We start from the raw sequence: 18,681 nt of genomic DNA, 5'->3' as shown, positions 1-18,681 counted from the left end.
CGTCGAGGCCCTGCGAGCCTCGCTCAAGGAGACCGAACGGCTCCGGCAGCTCACCGCCGCGGCGGACGAGCCCATCGCGATCGTGTCGATGAGCTGCCGGTTCCCCGGTGGCGTGCGCTCCCCGGAGCAGTTCTGGGACCTGCTGGCTGGCGGGACCGACGCCATCTCGGACTTCCCGGACGACCGCGGCTGGGGCGGCGACGGGCGCGGCACCGGCGAAGTCCGCCACGGCGGTTTCCTTTACGACGCGGCGGACTTCGACCCCGCCTTCTTCGAGATCTCGCCGCGCGAGGCGCTCGCGATGGACCCCCAACAGAGGCTGCTGCTGGAGACGTCGTGGGAGGTGCTCGAACGCGCCGCGATCGATCCCCGCTCCCTGCGCGGGAGCCGGACCGGCGTGTTCGCGGGCGTGCTCAACAACGAATACGGCTCGCGGCTGCGGTCGATCCCGCCCGGAGTGGCCGGGTACGTCGGCAACGGCAGCGCGGGCAGCATCGCCTCCGGCCGGGTCTCGTACACCTTCGGCTTCGAAGGCCCCACCCTCACCGTCGACACCGCGTGCTCGTCGTCGCTGATCGCGCTGCACCTGGCGTGCCGGTCCCTGCGACAGGACGAATGCACCCTCGCGCTGGCCGCCGGGGTCACGGTGATGGCCACGGCGGGCACGTTCGCCGAGTTCGGCCGCCAGCAGGCGCTCGCCCCCGACGGCCGGTGCAAGACGTTCGCCGACTCCGCCGACGGCACCAGCCTGGCCGAGGGCGCGGGCGTGCTGTTGCTGGAACGCCTTTCCGACGCCCGGCGCAACGGGCATCCCGTGCTGGCGGTCGTCCGCGGGTCGGCGATCAACTCCGACGGCGCTTCGAACGGGCTCACCGCGCCCAACGGCCCTTCGCAGCAACGGATGATCCGGCAGGCACTGGCGAACGCGCGGGTGACCGCCGGCCAGGTCGACGTGGTCGAGGCGCACGGGACCGGTACGACCCTCGGCGACCCGATCGAGGCGCAGGCCATCCTCGACACCTACGGCCAAGGGCGCGAACGTCCGCTGTGGCTGGGATCGGTGAAGTCCAACATCGGCCACACCCAGGCCGCCGCCGGGCTGGCCGGCGTGATCAAGATGGTGCTCGCCATGCGGCACGGCCTGCTGCCGAAGACGCTGCACGTCGACCGGCCCACCACCCATGTCGACTGGTCGGCCGGGAACGTGCGGCTGCTCACCGAAGCCCGCGCCTGGCCCGAGAGCGCCGAGCCGCGCCGGGCCGGTGTGTCGTCGTTCGGGGTGAGCGGCGCGAACGCGCACGTGATCCTCGAAGCGGTCGAAGAGCCCGCCGTGGAGCCGAGGGAACCCGCTGACCCGGTGCCCCTTCCGGTGGTCCTGTCCGGTCGCGACGCCGAGGCGGTCCGGGAGTCGGCTCGGCGGGTGCGCGCGACCGCGCGGGATCTGGAGCCCACCGACGTGGCCTTCTCACTGGCGACCACGAGAGCGGGTTTGGAACGCAGGGCGGCGTTCGTCGCCGCCGACCGGGACGAGCTGCTGCGCGGCCTCGACGCCATCGCCGGCGGCGGGCCCGTCGGTACCGCGATCGCGGATGGGCGGCTGGGTTTCCTGTTCGCTGGTCAGGGTTCGCAGCGGGTGGGAATGGGTCGTGGGTTGTCGGCGCGGTTCCCGGTGTTCGCTGAGGCTTTCGATGAGATATGCGCTCGGTTCGGGTCCCTGCGGGAGGTCGTGTGGTCTTCGGAGGAGCTGCATCTCACCGGGTTCACGCAGCCGGGGTTGTTCGCGTTCGAGGTGGCGCTGTATCGGTTGCTGGAGTCGTGGGGTGTCGTCGCGGATGTGCTGGTGGGGCATTCGATCGGTGAGCTCGCGGCGGCGTATGTGGCCGGTGTGTGGTCGCTGGATGATGCGTGCCGGGTGGTGGCCGCTCGCGGAAAGCTGATGCAGGCGTTGCCTTCGGGCGGCGCGATGGTGGCGGTGCAGGCGTCGGAGGCGGAAGTTCTTCCGTTGCTGCCCGAGGGGGCCGGTGTCGCGGCGGTGAACGGTCCTTCGTCGGTGGTGATCTCCGGTGTGGAGGAAGCGGTGCTGGCGGTGGCCGCGGAGTTCACCGGGCTCGGTCGCAAGGTGAAGCGGTTGCGGGTGAGTCATGCGTTCCATTCGGTGTTGATGGAGCCGATGCTGGCCGAATTCCGTCGTGTGCTTGAGGAAGTGGAGTTCCGGACACCCTCGAAAACAGTCGTGTCGAACCTGTCGGGTGTGGTGGCGGGGGAGGAGTTGTGCTCGCCGGACTATTGGGTGCGGCATGTGCGTGAGCCGGTCCGGTTCGCCGACGGGGTCGCCACGGCCAGGGCTCGCGGTGTCACCACGTTCCTGGAAATCGGGCCGGGCGGAGCGTTGACGGCGATGGCGGACGAGGGCGCCGTCGCGGCCTTGCGCGCGGATCGCCCGGAAGAGCCCGCCCTGATGGCCGCGCTGGGACGCTTGTTCGTCCGCGGGGTGCCGATCGACTGGGCGCCGCTGTTCGACGGCGCCCGCCGGGTCGACCTCCCGACGTACCCGTTCCAGCGCGAGCGCTACTGGCTGAGGGACGGCTCGGCCGAGCCCGCCACGTTCACCTCGATGGTGGAGATCGCCGGCCGGGATCGCTTCGTGTGCACCGGTGAACTCTCGGTCGCCGCGCAGCCCTGGTTGCGCGAGCACACCGTGCACGGAACGGTCGTCGCTCCCGGCACGGCTCTCGTCGACTTCACGCTACAGGCGGCGGCCCGGATCGGTGCGGGCCACCTCCACGACCTCGTGCTCGAAGCCCCGCTCGTCGTGCCCGCCGAAGGTGCGGTGGAGCTCCAGCTGACCGCGGACGAGCCGGACGGGTCGGGTCGCCGCGAGCTGAATCTCTTCGCACGCCAGGCCGACGGGCCATGGACCCGCCACGCGACCGGTTCACTGACGACGGCGGGCGAGGCTTTCTCCTTCGACGCGATGCACGAGTGGCCGCCGCGTGGCGCGGAACCCGCGGACATCGACGAGTTGTACGGCCGGTTCGCCGACCACGGCATCGGGTACGGGCCTGCTTTCCGTGGTGCGGAAGCGGTGTGGACGCGCGGCGAGGAGATCTTCGCCGAAATTCGGCTGCCTGGCGGACAAAGCGGCGGCAAGGGATTACACCCGGCCCTGTTCGACTCCGCGCTGCACGCCTCGGCGCTGGCGGAGTACGCGGGCAGCGGGCTGCCGTTCGCCTGGCGAGGCGTGACCCTGCACGCGACCGGCGCCACCGCGCTCCGGGTCCGGATCACGCCGTCGGCACCGGAAGGGATCTCGCTGCTCGCCACCGACGAGGGCGGACGTCCGGTGCTGTCGATCGGCTCCCTGGTCCCGCGTCCGCTCCCCGCGGGCCACGACTTGCTCTTCACCCTCGAATGGAAGCCGGCCCAGCCGGGCGAAGCAGCGGAACAAGACACCGTCGTCGAGGAGTTCCCGGCCGGTGGCGGCACCGTCGAGGAGATCCACGCGGCGACCCGCCGCGCGCTGAACCTGATCCAGGCCTGGCTGGCCGAGGACCGGCCAGGGCGGCTCGTGTTCGCCACCCGCGGCGCGGTCTCCACCGGACCGGGCGACGAGCCGGATCTGACGAACGCCGCGGTCTGGGGCCTGGTCCGGTCGGCACAGACCGAACATCCGGGCCGCTTCCGGCTCGTCGACCTCGACGAGCGCGGTGCCGTGCCCGCCTCGGCCGAACCGCAGCTGGCGGTCCGCGGCGACGCGGTGCTGGTGCCACGGCTGAGCAGGGCCGCCCTGCCGGACGAACCGGACGGCCGCGAGCCGCGGGGCAAGGTGCTGATCACCGGCGGCACCGGTGGGCTCGGTCTGCTGGTGGCCCGGCATCTGGCCGCCGAGCACGGGGTCCGCGACCTCGTGCTGCTCAGCCGCACGGGCACCGTGCCGGAAGGGATCGGGGACGGCGTCGAGGTCGTCGCCTGCGACGTCGCCGACCGCGCCGCACTGGCCGACGCGCTGTCCCGGGTGGGACGCGTCGGCATGGTCGTGCACGCGGCCGGGATCCTGGACGACGGTGTGGTCGGCGGCCTGTCCGCGGACCAGGTCGACCGGGTGCTGCGCGCGAAGGTCGACGGCGCCCTGCACCTCGAGGAGCTCACCGACGACGACACCGAATTCGTGGTGTTCTCTTCGGCCGCCGGTGTCTTCGGCGGAGCGGGCCAAGCGGGCTACGCCGCGGCCAACGCCTTCCTCGACGCGTTCGCGCAGTCCCGCCACGCCCGCGGCCTCCCGGCGACGTCCATGGCCTGGGGCCTGTGGGAGCAAGGCGGGATGGCGGGCGGCCTCGGGGCGAACGATCTGGCCAGGATGACCAGAGGGGGCACCGCCGCGCTGACGGCCGACGAAGGTCTCGCGCTGTTCGACGCCGCGCTCGGCTCGGACCACCCCGCCCTCGTCCCGATCAAGCTCGACCTCGCCGTCCTGCGTGACCAGGCCGAGCCCCATCCGCTGGTGCGGGACCTGGTCCGGGTACCTGCCCGGACTCCGGCACCCCGCGCCACCGGCGTTCCCGGCGAAGCCGAACTGCTGGACCTGGTGCTGGCCGAAGTCGCGGCCGTACTCGGCCACGGCGGCGCGGGCGCCATCGACCCGGACCGCGCCTTCAAGGAGCTCGGGTTCGATTCGCTGACCGCCGTCGAGCTGCGCAACCAGCTCAACGCCGCCCTCGGCCTGCGGCTGACGGCGACACTGGTCTTCGACCATCCGACGCCGGCCGCGCTGGCCGAGCATCTGCGCCAGGAACTGCACGGCGCCTCGCCGGAGCGCGTGGTGACGGCACGCCAGGCGCCTGCCGACGACGACCCGGTCGTCATCGTGGCGATGAGCTGCCGCTATCCGGGCGGGGTCACGTCGCCGTCGGAGCTGTGGGATCTCGTCTCGGCGGGCCGGGACGCGATCACGCCCTTCCCGGCGGACCGCGGGTGGGACGTCGAGGGGCTCTACGACCCGGACCCGGACCGCCGCGGCCGGTCTTACGTCCGCGAAGGCGGATTCCTGCACGACGCGGCCCAGTTCGACGCGGCGTTCTTCGGCATCTCGCCGCGCGAAGCCATCGCGATGGACCCTCAGCAGCGGCTGCTGCTGGAGATCACGTGGGAACTGTTCGAGCGCGCCGGGATCGACCCGCGCTCGGTGCGCGGCAGCCGGACCGGCGTGTTCACCGGGATGATGTACCACGACTACGCCGCCCGTCTCCTGACCGTTCCCGAGGACGTCGAGGGTTACCTGGGCAGCGGCAACGCGGGCAGCGTCGCCTCCGGCAGGCTCGCCTATACGCTGGGGCTCGAAGGTCCCGTGCTCACCATCGACACCGCGTGCTCGTCGTCGCTGGTCGCGTTGCATCTGGCTGCGCAGGCCGTGCGGCAGGGGGAGTGCGACTCCGCCATCGCCTCCGGCGTCACGGTCATGGCGACACCCGCGGCGTTCGTGGACTTCAGCCGCCAGCGAGGGCTCGCGGTGGACGGCCGGTGCAAATCGTTCGCCGAAGCCGCCGACGGGACCGCTTGGGGCGAGGGCGCGGGCGCCGTGCTGGTGGAACGGCTGTCGGACGCCCGGCGCCTCGGCCATCCGGTGCTGGCGGTCGTGCGGGGGAGCGCGGTCAACTCGGACGGCGCCTCGAACGGCCTCACCGCGCCGAACGGCCCGTCACAGCAGCGAGTCATCCGTCAGGCTCTCGACAGCGCGGGCCTGGCCGCCCGCGACGTCGACGCCGTCGAAGCGCACGGGACCGGCACCACACTGGGTGACCCGATCGAGGCGCAGGCGTTGCTCGCCACGTACGGCCAGGACCGCGATCACCCGCTGTGGTTGGGTTCGGTGAAGTCGAACCTCGGGCACACCCAAGCCGCCGCGGGCGTCGCCGGGGTCATCAAGATGGTGGAAGCCATGCGGCACGGCGTGCTGCCGAAGACCCTGCACGTGGACGAGCCCTCCTCCCACGTCGACTGGACGGCAGGCGAGGTCGCCCTGCTCACCAGGAAACAGCAGTGGCCTGAGGTGGGCCGAGCGCGTCGCGCCGCGGTGTCGTCCTTCGGTATCAGCGGAACGAACGCACACGTGATCCTCGAAGCCCCGCCCGCCGAACTCGCCACGCCTCCGGAGCCGCGTGACGACGTCGCCGTCCCGGTGCTGCTGTCCGCGAAGACCGAACAGGCCTTGCGTGCGCAGGCCGAGCGCTTCCGGCTCGTGGCCGATCAGGACCCGGCGGGAATCGCGTGGTCGTCGGCGACCACCCGGACCCTCTTCGACCACCGGGCTGTGGTGATCGCCCGCGACCGCGCGGACCTGGAGCGCGGCCTGACCGCGATCGCGACCGGCACTCCGGCCGCGCAGGTCAGCGTCGGCGTGCCCGAATCCGGCGCGGTCTGTTTCCTGTTCTCCGGCCAGGGTTCCCAGCGCGCCGGGATGGGCAGGGAACTGGCCGCCCGGTTCCCCGTGTTCGCCAAGGCCTTCGACGGGATCTGCGGTGAGTTCGGCCCGCTGGCCGACATCGTGTGGGACAAGCCCGAGCTGCTCGACCGCACCGAATTCGCCCAGCCCGCGCTGTTCGCGTTCGAGGTGGCGCTCCACCGGCTGCTCGAATCGTGGGGCGTGACGGCGAAAGTGCTGGCCGGGCACTCGATCGGTGAACTCGTGGCGGCGCACGTCGCCGGGCTCTGGTCGACGGCCGACGCCTGCCGGGTGGTCGCCGCCCGCGGCAGGCTGATGCAGGCGTTGCCGGAAGGCGGCGCGATGGTCGCGGTCGAGGCCACCGAAGCCGAGGTGACGCCCTTGCTCACCGAGTCGGTGAGCCTCGCCGCGGTGAACCGGTCGTCGGCGGTGGTCGTCTCCGGAGCCGACGCGGAGGTCACCCGGATCGCCGAGACCGTCCGTGCCTGGGGCCGCCGGACCAAACGGCTGCGGGTGAGCCACGCGTTCCACTCGCCGCTGATGGAGCCGATGCTGGCCGACTTCCGCCGGGTGCTCGACGACGTCGAATTCCGCGAGCCGTCGACGCCCATCGTGTCGAACCTGACCGGCCGGGTGGGCGGCGAGGAACTGCGCTCACCCGAGTACTGGGTCCGTCACGTGCGCGAGACGGTCCGCTTCGCCGACGGCGTGGCCGCGGCACAGGCCGCGGGCGTGACGACCTTCGTCGAGATCGGCCCGGACGGACCGCTCTCCGCGCTGACGCCGGGCGCCACCGCGTTGCTGCGGGCCGACCGGCCCGAGCCGGAGTCGGTGCTGGCCGCGCTCGGCGCCCTGCACGTCCGCGGCGTCGGCGTGGAGTGGCCCGCGGTACTGGAAGGGACCGCGGCCCGCCGGGTCGACCTGCCCACTTATCCGTTCCAGCGCAAGCGTTTCTGGCTGGACGCCGAGCCGGTCACGGCCGGCCCGGCCACGGAGCCGGACGAAGTCGTCGTCGCCGATCTCCGCCAGGAGCTCGACGCACTGGACCAGAGCGGCCGCGACAAGGCGGTGCTGGATCTGCTGCGGGCGGCCATCGCGGCCGTGCTGGGCCACGACTCCCCGGACGAGGTGCCGCCGGAGGCCGACCTGCTCGACCTCGGCTTCGCCTCCCTGACCGCGGTCGAGCTGAGCAACCGGCTGGCCACGGCGACCGGTTTGGACTTGGCGCCGACGCTGGTCTTCGACCACGCGACCCCCCTCGAGCTCATGCGCTACCTGCGTGCCGAGCTGGCCACCCCGTAAGAAGGAAGAGGAACCATGGAAACGCTGAACTCGCCCACCTCGACGGACTGGAAGGTCCTGTGGCAGGACGACTTCGACGGCCCGCGGGGAGCGCCGCTCGACCGCGACCGCTGGAAGGTGATCACCGGAAAGCCTTGGGCGGCGGGCATCGAGTCCTACGCGGACGACACCGGCCACCTGAGCCTGGACGGCGAAGGCCATCTGCGGATGACGGCCACGCACAGCGAAGAGGACGGCTACGTCTCGGCCTGGATCGAGACGGTGCGCGAGGATTTCGTCCCGGCGCCGGGCGGCGCGCTCAAGATCGAGGCCGTGGTCAAGACCGCGCCGGGACTGGGCCTCGACTGCGCGATGTTCGCGTGGGCGAACCGGATGCGTCACCTCGGGGAGACCGAGCCGCTGCAGGGCTGGTACCTCTCCGGCGAGCTGGACATCTTCGAAGTGGTGAACTCCGAACCCGCCAACGTGTACGGCGTCGTGCACTCGCCGGAGTGCCACCAGCTGCCGTCACTGGGGATGGGCACCGCCACCGCCACGCCGGACGGACGGCCGCTGAGCGAGGACTTCCACACCTACTCCGTCGTGTGGACCCGCGACCCGGACTCGATCACCTGGTACCTCGACGGCCGTGAGTACCTGCGGCTCACCCCGGCCGACACCACCCCGAAGGGCTGGCTGTTCAACCAGGAGGTCTTCGTCGGACTGCTCGTGGTGGTCGGCAGCCCGGGCGGCCCCGTGATGCCCGGGGAACCCGATCCCGCCGCCTTCCCGACGACGATGCTCGTCGACCGCGTCACCGTCGCGGAGGTGGCGCCGCCCGCCTGACCCGGCTCAAGTACGTGAAGGCCCCCTTCACTGCGTCTAGCGCAGTGAAGGGGGCCTTCACGTACGTCGGTGATCGGTCAAGTCGACATCAACCGGGCGATCTGAGCCACGGGAGTGCTGGGCGTATGTCGCGAAAGCCGCTTTCGCGACGTTGGATGTCTCGAAAGTGGCTTTCGCGACACGCCACCTTCGCCTCCCGCCAAGGCCTTCACCGCACGGCGGCGGAACCGCTCAACTCCAGCCGCCCACTGTGGATCTCGTCGACAAGGGCGCGAGTGAGCTCGAGGTCCGCCCGCAGATGGGCGCGCAGGTGCCGCATCTCCACCAGCGCGACGCGTGGCACGTCGCGCCCGGTCAGCGCGTCGTACTCGGCCTGCGAAGCCGCGAGCCTGCCTTCGAGCAGCACGCATCGATGTTCGAGCCTGCTCGCGGCGTCCTCCGCGGTCAGCAGTGACATGAATGCCAGCGCGGCGCAGTACGCGGGGTACTCCGGGGTGAGGGTGACCAGCAGCTCGCGCAACCGTTCGCGGGCCTGCTCGCGGCCCGGCGCGGTGATCGAGTAGACGGTGCGTTCGGGGCGTCTGCCGTCGCGGACGGTCTCGACCGGCTCGATCAGCCCGGCCTTCGCCAGCGTGTCCACCGTGTTGTACAGCGCCCCGTGCGTGACCTTGACGATCTGGTCCAGCCCCTGTTCCCGCATCCGCTGCTGCAGCTCGTACGCGTGCTGCGGCCGATCGGTGAGCAGGCGCAGCACCGTGAGGCCCAGCGCAGTGAGAGTCCGCACTCCTGCTCCCCGCAACTTGGTCCGGCAAGTATAGTCTGATTGTACTATTTTGCACGGACGGCTTCAGGGGGCGACGGACATGGCTGCGCGGGACGTGAAGCTCCCCACCGGACATCAGGAGGACGCGGAGATCCGCGTCGAGCGCGATTTCATGGAGCACTGCCGCGCGAAGCTGACCCGCATGCGCGGCGAGGTCACCGCGATGCTCGACAGCGGCGCGGCCGAGGGCGACGCCGTCACGGACAAGTACTTCAACCACGCGCTGCGCGAGTTCCGCAAGCAGGTGGTCAAGGACCTGTCCGGCTTCGACGACGTGCCGCTGTTCTTCGGCCGCCTCGACTACCCGGCGGGCGATGTCTTCGACATCAAGGCCGACGCGGTCCGCGGCGGTGACTCCCATACGCGCACCGAGGACAGCGATCTCGTCTACGTCGGCCGCCGCGGTGTCCGCGACGAAGACGGCGAGCCCATCGTGATCGATTGGCGCGCCATGCTTTCGCGCGCGTTCTACGAAGCGTCCTCCGGCGACTCGATGGGCGTGCGCGTCCGGCGCCGGTACGGCTTCGACCAGAACGGCGTGCTCACCGCCTACGAAGACGAACCGCTCACCGGCGAGAACCGCTCCGACGACGGTGGCGGCTTGCTGGCGGCGGAGATCGAGCGTCCCCGCCAGGGACCGATGCGCGACATCGTGGCCACGATCCAGCCCGAGCAGATGCGCCTGGTGCGCGCCGCCGTCGACCAGACGCTGTGCATCCAGGGCGCGCCGGGCACCGGGAAGACCGCGGTGGGCCTGCACAGGCTGGCGTACCTGCTCTTCTCCGAGCGGGACAGGCTGCGCAAGGAGGGCGGCGTCGCCGTCATCGGCCCCAACAGCTCGTTCCTCGCCTACATCCGCAACGTCCTGCCCGCACTGGGCGAGATCGAGGTCTCCCAGGTCACCATCGACGATCTCACCGGTCAGGGCCGCACGGCCGGTCGCGTCGACAGCCCGGCGGCGGCGCACGTCAAAGGCGGCCTGGAGATGGCGGAGGTGCTGCGGCGTCACCTGTGGTCGCAGATCGCCGAGCCGACGGAGCCGCTCGAACTCAAACACCAGCACCGCACCTGGCGGGTGTCCGTCGAGGAGCAGGCCGCCGAACTCGAAGACGTGCTCGGCAGGCGGACCGGCTACGGCGCCGGCCGCGAACTGCTCGTCCAGCGCCTGGCGCACCGCGTGCTGCGCCAGATGGAACGGGTCGGCCGCGCGGGGACCACGTTGACCCAGCTTTGCCGCAACAGGGCGATCGGCCAGGCCATCCGCCGGATGTGGCCCGCCATCGATCCCGCCCGCCTGGTCTTCGACCTCCTCACGGATCCGGACCGGCTGGCCGCCGCGGCCGACGGCGTCCTGTCGCCGGAGGATCAGCGGACGATCCTGCTCAGCCCGCGTCCGCGCAGTGTCAAGGCGATGGTCTGGTCGACGCTCGACCTGGCCCTCCTCGACGAAGCCGCGGGCCTGGTCGATCGGCCGGTCCGGCTGGGCCACATCGTGATCGACGAGGCCCAGGATCTCAGCCCGATGCATTTCCGGGCGATCTCCCGCCGGGTCGCGGGTGCCTGCACGGTGCTGGGAGATCTGGCACAGGCGACGAGTCCGTCGGCGGTGCGGGACTGGTCGGAGGTGCTCGCCCACCTCGACCGTCCCGGCGGGCGGATCGAAGTGCTCGACCGTGGCTATCGCGTGCCCGCGGAGGTGCTGGACTACGCGGCCCGCCTCCTGCCGCATATCGCCCCGGACCTGACGGGCCCGACCTCCTTCCGCCACAGCGCGGACGCGCTCCACGTGACCCGGACGAGCGAGGACAGGCGGACCGAAACGCTCATCGAGGCCTGCGAAACCGCGCTGTCGCGGGAAGGTTCGGTTTGCCTCATCGCCGCCGACGAAGAGATTCCGGAACTGCAAGCGGCCTTGACGGCCGAAGGCATCAGGCACACTGTCCTCGGCGGCGATGTCCTGGACGCGGAACGCGTGACATTGGCCCCGGTCACCCTGGCGAAAGGTCTTGAATACGACACTGTCCTGGTCGTCGAGCCGAGCCGCATCGTCGACGCGGAGCCCCGTGGACTCCAGCGTTTGTACGTGGCGTTGACCCGTGCGGTGAGCAGGCTTCACGTCGTGCACGCCCGGCCGCTCCCGGCGGCTCTCGCCGGTGACCGTGTGCTGGCCGAAATCCATTAGGCCACAGTGGAATCCGAGATGGTGCGGGTTTCGGAGAGGAGCGTAAGGGTCGGCTAGGGGTGGGGGAGGATTCGGCGGCTGGATAACGTGAGTGAATCGTTGAGGCGATTCTCCTTGTCGGCGAGATCTCATGAATTCTGGATGTGGAATAACAATGAATTCTGTCAATGTTCTTGTCGTGGGCGCCGGTCCCACCGGTCTCACACTGGCCTACGACCTCGCTCGGCGAGGTGTCTCGGTGCGCATCATCGACCGGGACGCGAAGTTCACCACCGCGTCCCGGGGCAAAGCCGGGATCCAGCCGCGAACCCAGGAAGTGTTCGACGATTTCGGCATCGTCGACCAGGTCATGCGGGTGGGCACCACCCGGCTGCCGTTCCGGCGCTACCACCGCGACCGGATCGTCAGCGAAGCGGTCCCGTACGAGGCCAACGATCCGCGGCCGGACGCGCCGTACCGGCGGCTGCTGTTCGTCCGGCAGTCACTGGTCGAGGGGATCCTCCGGGATCGGCTCGCGGAAACGGGATACACGGTCGAGTCCGGTGTCGAGCTGCTGCGGTTCGAGCAGGGCACCGAAGGGGTGAAAGCGACACTCGGCTCGGCGGAAGGGTCCGAAGAGGTCACCGCCGATTACCTGGTCGGGTGCGACGGCGGGGCGAGCACCGTGCGCAAGGCGCTCGGGCTGGAGTTCCGCGGGTTCACCGAGGAGGACCGCAAGCTGCTCGTCGGGGACGTCGAGGTCGACGGGCTGGAGCCGGACGCCTGGTACCAGTGGTACGACATGGAGCGCGGCATCCTCTTGCTGTGCCCGCTCGCGGATACCGGCACCTGGCAGATCCAGGCGTCGCCGCCGATGGACGCCGACGGCACGCCGATGGGTCCGTCGCTCGAGGCGTTGCAGTCCGCGGTGGACCGGATCACCGGGATGCCGATCCGGCTCGGCAACCCCACCTGGATGTCGACCATGAAGCGGAACGTGCGGATGGTCGACACCCTCCGCGTCGACCGTGTCTTCCTGGCGGGGGACGCCGCCCACGTGCATCCGGTCACGGCCGCGCTGGGCGCGAACACCGGAGTGCAGGACGCGTACAACCTGAGCTGGAAGCTCGCCAGGGTCCTCGGCGGCGCCGACGACGGGCTGCTCGACACCTACGAGCGCGAACGGGTGCCCATCGCCGAGTGGACGCTCAAGACCGCCTGCGACGCGGGCGACCTGATCTTCGAGGCCATGCTGGCAGGCAAGGGCGGCGCCGAAAAGGGGCTGACCGAGGAGTCCTTGCAGCTCGGCCTGAATTACCGGGAAGGTCCGCTCAGCCGCGACCTCGTCGACGGCGGGCTGCTCCGCGCGGGTGACCGGGCGCCCGATTCGCCGTGTCCTGGGGCCGGCGACGAGGCGACCACGCTGTTCGACGTCTTCCGCGGCCCGCACCTGACGCTGGTGGGTGTCGGCGCGAGCACCGCCGCCGCGCTGGGCGCCGTGGCCGACCGGCAGCCCGGCGACGTGCGGACCGTCCTCCTGACCGAACATCCCGAGGCGTACGCGGCGCCGGACGACCGGCTCGTCCTGGTACGGCCGGACGGCTACATCGGCCTCGTCGCGCCGGCGGACGACGCGCAGGCGGTACTCGACTATCTGTCCGCACTGGACAGTTTCGCACTGGTGGAGGACTGATGTACCGGCCCGAATACTTCCGCGCCCCCGATCTGGAGGCGCAGCACGACCTCATCGAGGAATACCCGTTCGGTCTGCTCACCCTGTCCATGTTCGGCTCGCCCGCCGCCGTGCACCTCCCGTTCGTGCTCGACCGGGACTCCTGGCCGTACGGCAAGCTGCGTGGTCACCTGTCCAGGGGTAATCCCATCGCGAAAGCGTTGTCGGAGAACGTCGAGGTGCTGGTCGCTTTCACCGGCCCGAGCTCGTATATCTCTCCCGACCACTACGAAAGCCAGCCGCATTTCCCCACCTGGGCCTACGCGGCGGTGCACGTGAAGGGGCGGCCACGGCTGCTCGACGACGCCAGGACGGTGCGGCAGCTGACCGACCTGATCGCCGATCAGGAGGCTCGTCTGGCCCCCAAAGAGCCCTTCGTGCTGCCTCGGGAGTCCTCGGAGCTTTTCGACGAGTATCTGCAACTCATCCAGGGCTTCGAGATCTTCATCGGCCGGATCGACGGCATATTCAAGCTCGGGCAGAACAAGACACCACGGGACATGGCCGCCCAAGCGAAGGCATTTCGGGCACGGGGAACCGAGAGTTCGCTGCGCATGGCAGAAGCGCTGGAACAGCACAACCCGTTTCCCAAATATTCATGAATGGTGTAAGAGTGGACGCTTTTTGAATCGGCTGTCGCATATCAATAGCTCAAATGGGTGATAAGCGGGACTGCTCTGCGTAACCTGACATCCCGGCTACTCCTCTGGTATCGTGATCAACACGAAGCATCGGGGCCGAGTCTCATTTCCCGATGACTGGGGTGTGTCTGGGGTCTTTCGGCCGGCGATTATGCCGGTCTGGCTCCGCTGTGCAAAATAAATGTGCCGTGGGGGTCTTTGTGGTTGCGCTGGTCGAACGTAATCGGCAATTGACGACCTTGGAAGGGATGGTGAAAGCCGGCCTTGGCGGTGTCGTGACGGTGCGCGGTTCCATCGGCAGCGGAAAGACCGTGCTGCTGGCGGAATTCGCCCGGCTGGCCGCCGAGGGCGGAGTGCGTTGTGTCACGGTCACGGCCGCTTCGAGCGGTACGAACCACTGGAATCTGACGGCCGAGGTCGCCGCCGCGGCGGGGCACCGGGGCGCCGACCCGATGGCGGCGCTCACCGAACTGGTCGCACAGGGCCCGCTGGCCGTGTTCGTGGACGACCTGCACCGGGTGGGCGCCGCCCCGGTGGAACTGCCCGCCGCCGCGGCGCGGTTGAGCGCCCTCGGCGTGCTGGTCGTGCTGGCCGGTGACGTCGAGGTCACCCCGGCTTGGGCCGCGATGTACGCGGAACTGTTGCGGCTGCCCGGTTTCCGCTCGATCAGGCTGCCCGCGCTGACGTCGTCCGGGGTGCTGGAAGTGCTGTCCGGCCACCTGGACGGCCCCGGCGACCCCGGGCTCGTCGCCGAGGTGTACGCCATGACCGCCGGAAACCCGCTGCTCGTGCGCGCGCTCGTGGAAGACCTGCTCGCCGTGGACCCGGAAGACCGGCTGCCGTTGTCACCGGGACACGCCTTCCGCGAGGTGGTGTCGGTCTGTCTCAGCCGGATCGAACCGCAGGCGGCCGAGCTCGCGGAATGTGCCGCCGTGCTCGGCGAAGCGATCGATCCGGCCGTGCTCGCCGCCGTCCTGGGCGTCGACGAGGCACGGCTGCCCGCGCTCGTGCGCACTCTGGGCGGCATCGGCCTGTTCGCCGACGGGGACGCTCCCGCGTTCCGGTCGCCGGGGCTGGCCGCCGCCGTGCTTTCCGTGGTCAGTGCCGCTCGTGCCACCGATCTGCGGGTCCGCACGGCTTCCGCGCTGCGTTCCCGTGGCGCCGACGACGGCGAGGTCGCGGCGCTCCTGCTGGAAGCGGGCTGCGCGCCGGACGAATGGGGGGTCACCGCGCTGTTCGACGCGGCGGGCCGCTGCCTGGACGAGGGCGACGTCGACCTGGCGCGCCGGTACCTGCATCTGGCGGCGCATCCCCGTCCCGGCCGCGAGTCCTCCGGCGTCGACGCCCGCGCGATCTCGCTGGGCTGGCTGCTCGACCCGGCCACCGTTCCGCGCTGGCTCGGAGGTGCCGTCCAGGCCGTCGAAAGCGGCGGATTCACCGCCCGCGAGGCGATCATGCTGGCCGGGCAGCTCCTCTGGCACGGCTGGTACGACGAGGCAGGCCCGATCCTGGACTGGCTGGCCACGAACGAGGACAAGTTCGCCCCGGACGACGCCGCTGATGTGCAGACCCTCTCGCTGCATATCGCGATCACCCATCCGGGGATGACCGGGCATCTCGCCTCCGTGGATCCCGAGCGGGCCCGCAACGACGTGGTGACCAGGGCCAGCGACGCGCTCCTGCATTCGATGCACGTCCTGCGCGCCGTGATCGTCAACGGCCCGAGCGAAGACCTGGTGCGCGAGGCGCTGCGCCTGCTGGAAGTCTGCGCCCTGCGCCGGATGCCGCTCGAACCCTGCCTGTTCGCGTTGCTGTCCCTGGTCTACGCCGACGAGCTGGGCAGCGCCGCGCACTGGTGCGATCAGCTGCTCGAAGAGGCCGAGCGGCGCGGCATCCTGTCGCTGGAGGCGACGCTGCTCGGCTCCCGTGCGCATATCGCGCTGACCGCGGGCGACCTGCCCGCCGCCGAGACGCATGCCCGGCGGGCGCTCGACGTCCTGCCCGCCGAAGGCTGGGGCACCGCCATCGGCGGCCCGCTGAGCACGCTCGTCGCCGCGCTGGTGGGGATGGGCCGGTTCGAGGACGCGGCCGCCGAGCTGGGCAGGCCGGTGCCCGCCGCCATGTTCCGCACCGTGTGGGGCCTGCGATTCCTGCGCTCGCGCGGCTACTACTACCTCCACACCGGGGGTTTCCGTGCCGCTCTCGGCGACTTCAGGTCGATCGGTTCGCTGATGGCCGAATGGAAGCTGGACAGCCCGGTTCTGCTGCCCTGGCGGTCCGACGCGGCCGAGGTCCACTTGCAGCTCGGCGAGAGCGAGGAAGTGGTGCGGCTGCTGGACGAGCAGGCGAGCCTGCCGGGCGGTGACAGCGGCAAACTGCGCGGGGTCGAAGCCCGTATCCGGGCGAGCAATACCGACCGGGGAGACCGCAGCCGCGCCCGGACCGCCGCCGTCGCGGTGGAGCATCTGGAGGCGGCGCAGGACCGGCTGGAGCTGGCCAAGGCGCTGGCCGTGCTGGGTGACGCGCATCGTGCCTCCGGGGACGGCCGCCGGGCGCGGATGGTGACCCGCCGGGCGCTGCACCTGGCCACGTTGTGCCGTGCCGAGCCGCTGGTCTCCGGGCTCACCGGCCAGCAACGGCCCGCCCGCGCCGGGGGCACGGGTGCCGAGCAGGGGCTGGAATCGCTCAGCGACGCCGAGCGGCTGGTGGCCGAGCTGGCCTCCTGGGGCAACACCAACCGGGAGATCGCCCGCAGCCTGCACGTCACGATCAGCACGGTCGAACAGCACCTCACCCGCGTCTATCGCAAGCTCAACGTGAGCCGGAGTGATCTGCCCGCCGACCTCGGCCTGCCGGCACAGGCGGGGCCGGCCACCCGGCGCGATCTGCAAAGCCGGGTGGAGGCCTATGCCCGCACCGCCGCGTCACCGCAGGGTCGATAGTCCATTATGGACGGTTGAGGAGGCCGAACGAGGCGTCGATCCCGGCCTTCGGACGACGTGAAGGGAGCTTTCCCCGCACGCGATGCGGGGAAAGCTCCCTTCACGTCATCCAGGACTCTCGCGTCCGCTGTGGATCCCTGTGGTTCCGCAGGGTCGATAGGAGTCGGGTAGGGGTCGTCTAGGGGCGGCCGGAATGGTGACGGTGGCGCGGTGGCGGCGACATAATCGTTTCCGGGAAGGGCCGGCCCGCCGGGCGTTCTCTTGAAGAGCAGGCAAAGGTGCAAGGTGGTGTGAAGGAGGCTTTCGTCGCGTCGGATGTGGGGAAAGTCCCCTTCGCCCCGGCGCCGCCGATCCGCCCCCAGGGTTCGTGTCGCGAAAGCCACTTTCGGGACATCAGGCGTCGCGAAAGTGGCTTTCGCGACACGCCGTGACCGCGAGAACGTCATGACCCGAGACGGCCTCGATCACGCCACCTCGCCTCGCTTCGTTCTCTTCGCATGGAAATTTGCCACCTTTCGTTTTCCGGAATTGGGGGCCTTGCCTCGTGAGCACGACCGATAACGTCGATCCGGCGGAATTCCCCGCGTATCCGATGGCCCGGGGTTGTCCGTTGCACCCGCCCGCGGAATACGCGGACCTGAGCACACGGCGGCCGGTCAGCCGAGCGGTTCTCCCGTCGGGAAAACCGGTGTGGCTGGTCGCCAGTCACGAGCTGGTCAAAGAGATCCTGACCGATCCGCGGGTCAGCGCCAATCGTTTCCTCGGCGGATTCCCGCATCAGTTCCGCCGGGTGCAGACGGCGGCGCAGCAGACCGAGCAGATGAAGAAGGGGTCCGCCGTCATCGGGCGGGCGTTCGGGGTCGACGGTCCCGAGCACGCCGAACGCAAACGGCTGGTCGTACCGGAATTCACCGTGCGGCGGGTGCAGGCGTTCCGGCCGCGGATCCAGGAGATCGTGGACGACGTGCTGGACGAGATGGTGGCGGCGGGCAGCCCCGCCGAACTGATGTCGGCGCTCGCGCTGCCGGTGCCGTCCCGCGTGATCTGCGAGCTGCTCGACGTCCCCCAGGAGGACAGGCAGTACTTCCTCGACCGGACGACCACGATGGTGGACCAGTCGAGCACGGTCGAGCAGCGTCTGCAGGCCAACCTCGACGTGCTCGGCAAACTCGACGGGTTGATCAAGGCCAAGGAGGCCGATCCGGCGGACGACGTGCTCGGCCGGATCGTGCGGCGCAACGTCGAGCTGGGCGTGCTCAGCCATGACGAGATCGTCGGCGTGGCGGCGTTCCTGCTCATTTCCGGGTTCGAGACCACCGCCAACATGATTTCGATGGGCACCCTCGGGCTGCTGGAGAACCCCGGCCAGCTCGAGCTGCTGATCGAAGACCCGGGCCTGGCGGGAAGCGCGGTCGACGAGCTGCTGCGCTACTTCAGCGTCTCCGACCCGGCGGGTTCCCGCGTCGCCCTCGAGGACATCGAGATCGGCGGCGTGACGATCCCCGCCGGCGAAGGCGTGATCGCGCTGGCCGGGGCGGCCAACTGGGATCCGTCGGTCTTCGACGAGCCGGAACGGCTGGACATCCGGCGCAAGGCCCGCGGCCACCTGGCCTTCGGGCACGGCGCCCACCAGTGCATCGGGCTGCACCTGGCCAGGCTGGAGCTGGAGGTCGTGTTCGGCACGCTGTTCCAGCGGCTGCCCGGCCTGCGGGTGACCGCGCCGGTCGACGACCTGCGGTACAAGGTCGGCGCGAACATCTACGGCGTCCACGAGGTGCCGGTCGCGTGGTGAAGTCGACGGAGCGCACCATCGTGT

General features: G+C 70.5%; 8 protein-coding genes. 7 read left to right on the top strand and 1 reads right to left on the bottom strand.

The annotated features are described in order from the left end of the window. Nucleotides 1-10 precede the first annotated feature (10 nt). The gene (locus MJQ72_RS01055) at nt 11-7,741 is read left to right on the top strand and encodes an SDR family NAD(P)-dependent oxidoreductase (RefSeq protein WP_396427036.1); all 7,731 of its coding nucleotides are present in this window, start codon (nt 11-13) and stop codon (nt 7,739-7,741) included. A 15-nt stretch (nt 7,742-7,756) separates the two neighbouring features. Beyond that, entirely contained in the window at nt 7,757-8,566 is an 810-nt protein-coding gene (locus tag MJQ72_RS01050) for a family 16 glycosylhydrolase (protein ID WP_240597114.1), read from the top strand. Nucleotides 8,567-8,774: 208 nt separating this feature from the next. On the opposite strand, the gene MJQ72_RS01045 is transcribed toward MJQ72_RS01050, so the two are convergent. After that, nucleotides 8,775-9,350 carry a PadR family transcriptional regulator gene (locus MJQ72_RS01045; protein WP_240597113.1) on the bottom strand — a complete coding sequence of 192 codons (576 nt, stop codon included), beginning with the start codon at nt 9,348-9,350 and terminating at the stop codon, nt 8,775-8,777. Nucleotides 9,351-9,429: 79 nt separating this feature from the next. On the opposite strand from MJQ72_RS01045, the gene MJQ72_RS01040 reads away from it, so the two are divergent. From MJQ72_RS01040 to MJQ72_RS01020, 5 genes are all read left to right on the top strand, one after another. Further along, the gene (locus tag MJQ72_RS01040; RefSeq protein ID WP_240597112.1) at nt 9,430-11,571 is read left to right on the top strand and encodes an AAA family ATPase; all 2,142 of its coding nucleotides are present in this window, start codon (nt 9,430-9,432) and stop codon (nt 11,569-11,571) included. Between the two features lie 130 nt (nt 11,572-11,701). Beyond that, the gene (locus tag MJQ72_RS01035) at nt 11,702-13,243 is read left to right on the top strand and encodes an FAD-dependent oxidoreductase (protein WP_315860821.1); all 1,542 of its coding nucleotides are present in this window, start codon (nt 11,702-11,704) and stop codon (nt 13,241-13,243) included. Beyond that, on the top strand, nt 13,243-13,884 hold the full coding sequence (locus tag MJQ72_RS01030) for an FMN-binding negative transcriptional regulator (RefSeq protein WP_240597110.1): 642 nt from the start codon (nt 13,243-13,245) through the stop codon (nt 13,882-13,884). Before MJQ72_RS01035 ends, MJQ72_RS01030 begins: the two co-directional genes overlap by 1 nt. Nucleotides 13,885-14,171: 287 nt before the next feature. Next, nucleotides 14,172-16,865, top strand: coding sequence for a LuxR C-terminal-related transcriptional regulator (locus MJQ72_RS01025; RefSeq protein ID WP_240597109.1), 2,694 nt, complete (start codon nt 14,172-14,174; stop codon nt 16,863-16,865). A 544-nt stretch (nt 16,866-17,409) separates the two neighbouring features. Next, nucleotides 17,410-18,657 (top strand): cytochrome P450, encoded by a 1,248-nt coding sequence (locus tag MJQ72_RS01020; protein WP_240597108.1) that lies wholly within the window; start codon nt 17,410-17,412, stop codon nt 18,655-18,657. Nucleotides 18,658-18,681: the final 24 nt, after the last annotated feature.

It is taken from the genome of Amycolatopsis sp. EV170708-02-1 (genome assembly GCF_022479115.1).
Lineage (GTDB): Bacteria > Actinomycetota > Actinomycetes > Mycobacteriales > Pseudonocardiaceae > Amycolatopsis.
The sequence above is the reverse complement of the archived record's forward strand: the minus strand, read 5'-3'. Positions and strand labels throughout refer to the sequence as shown.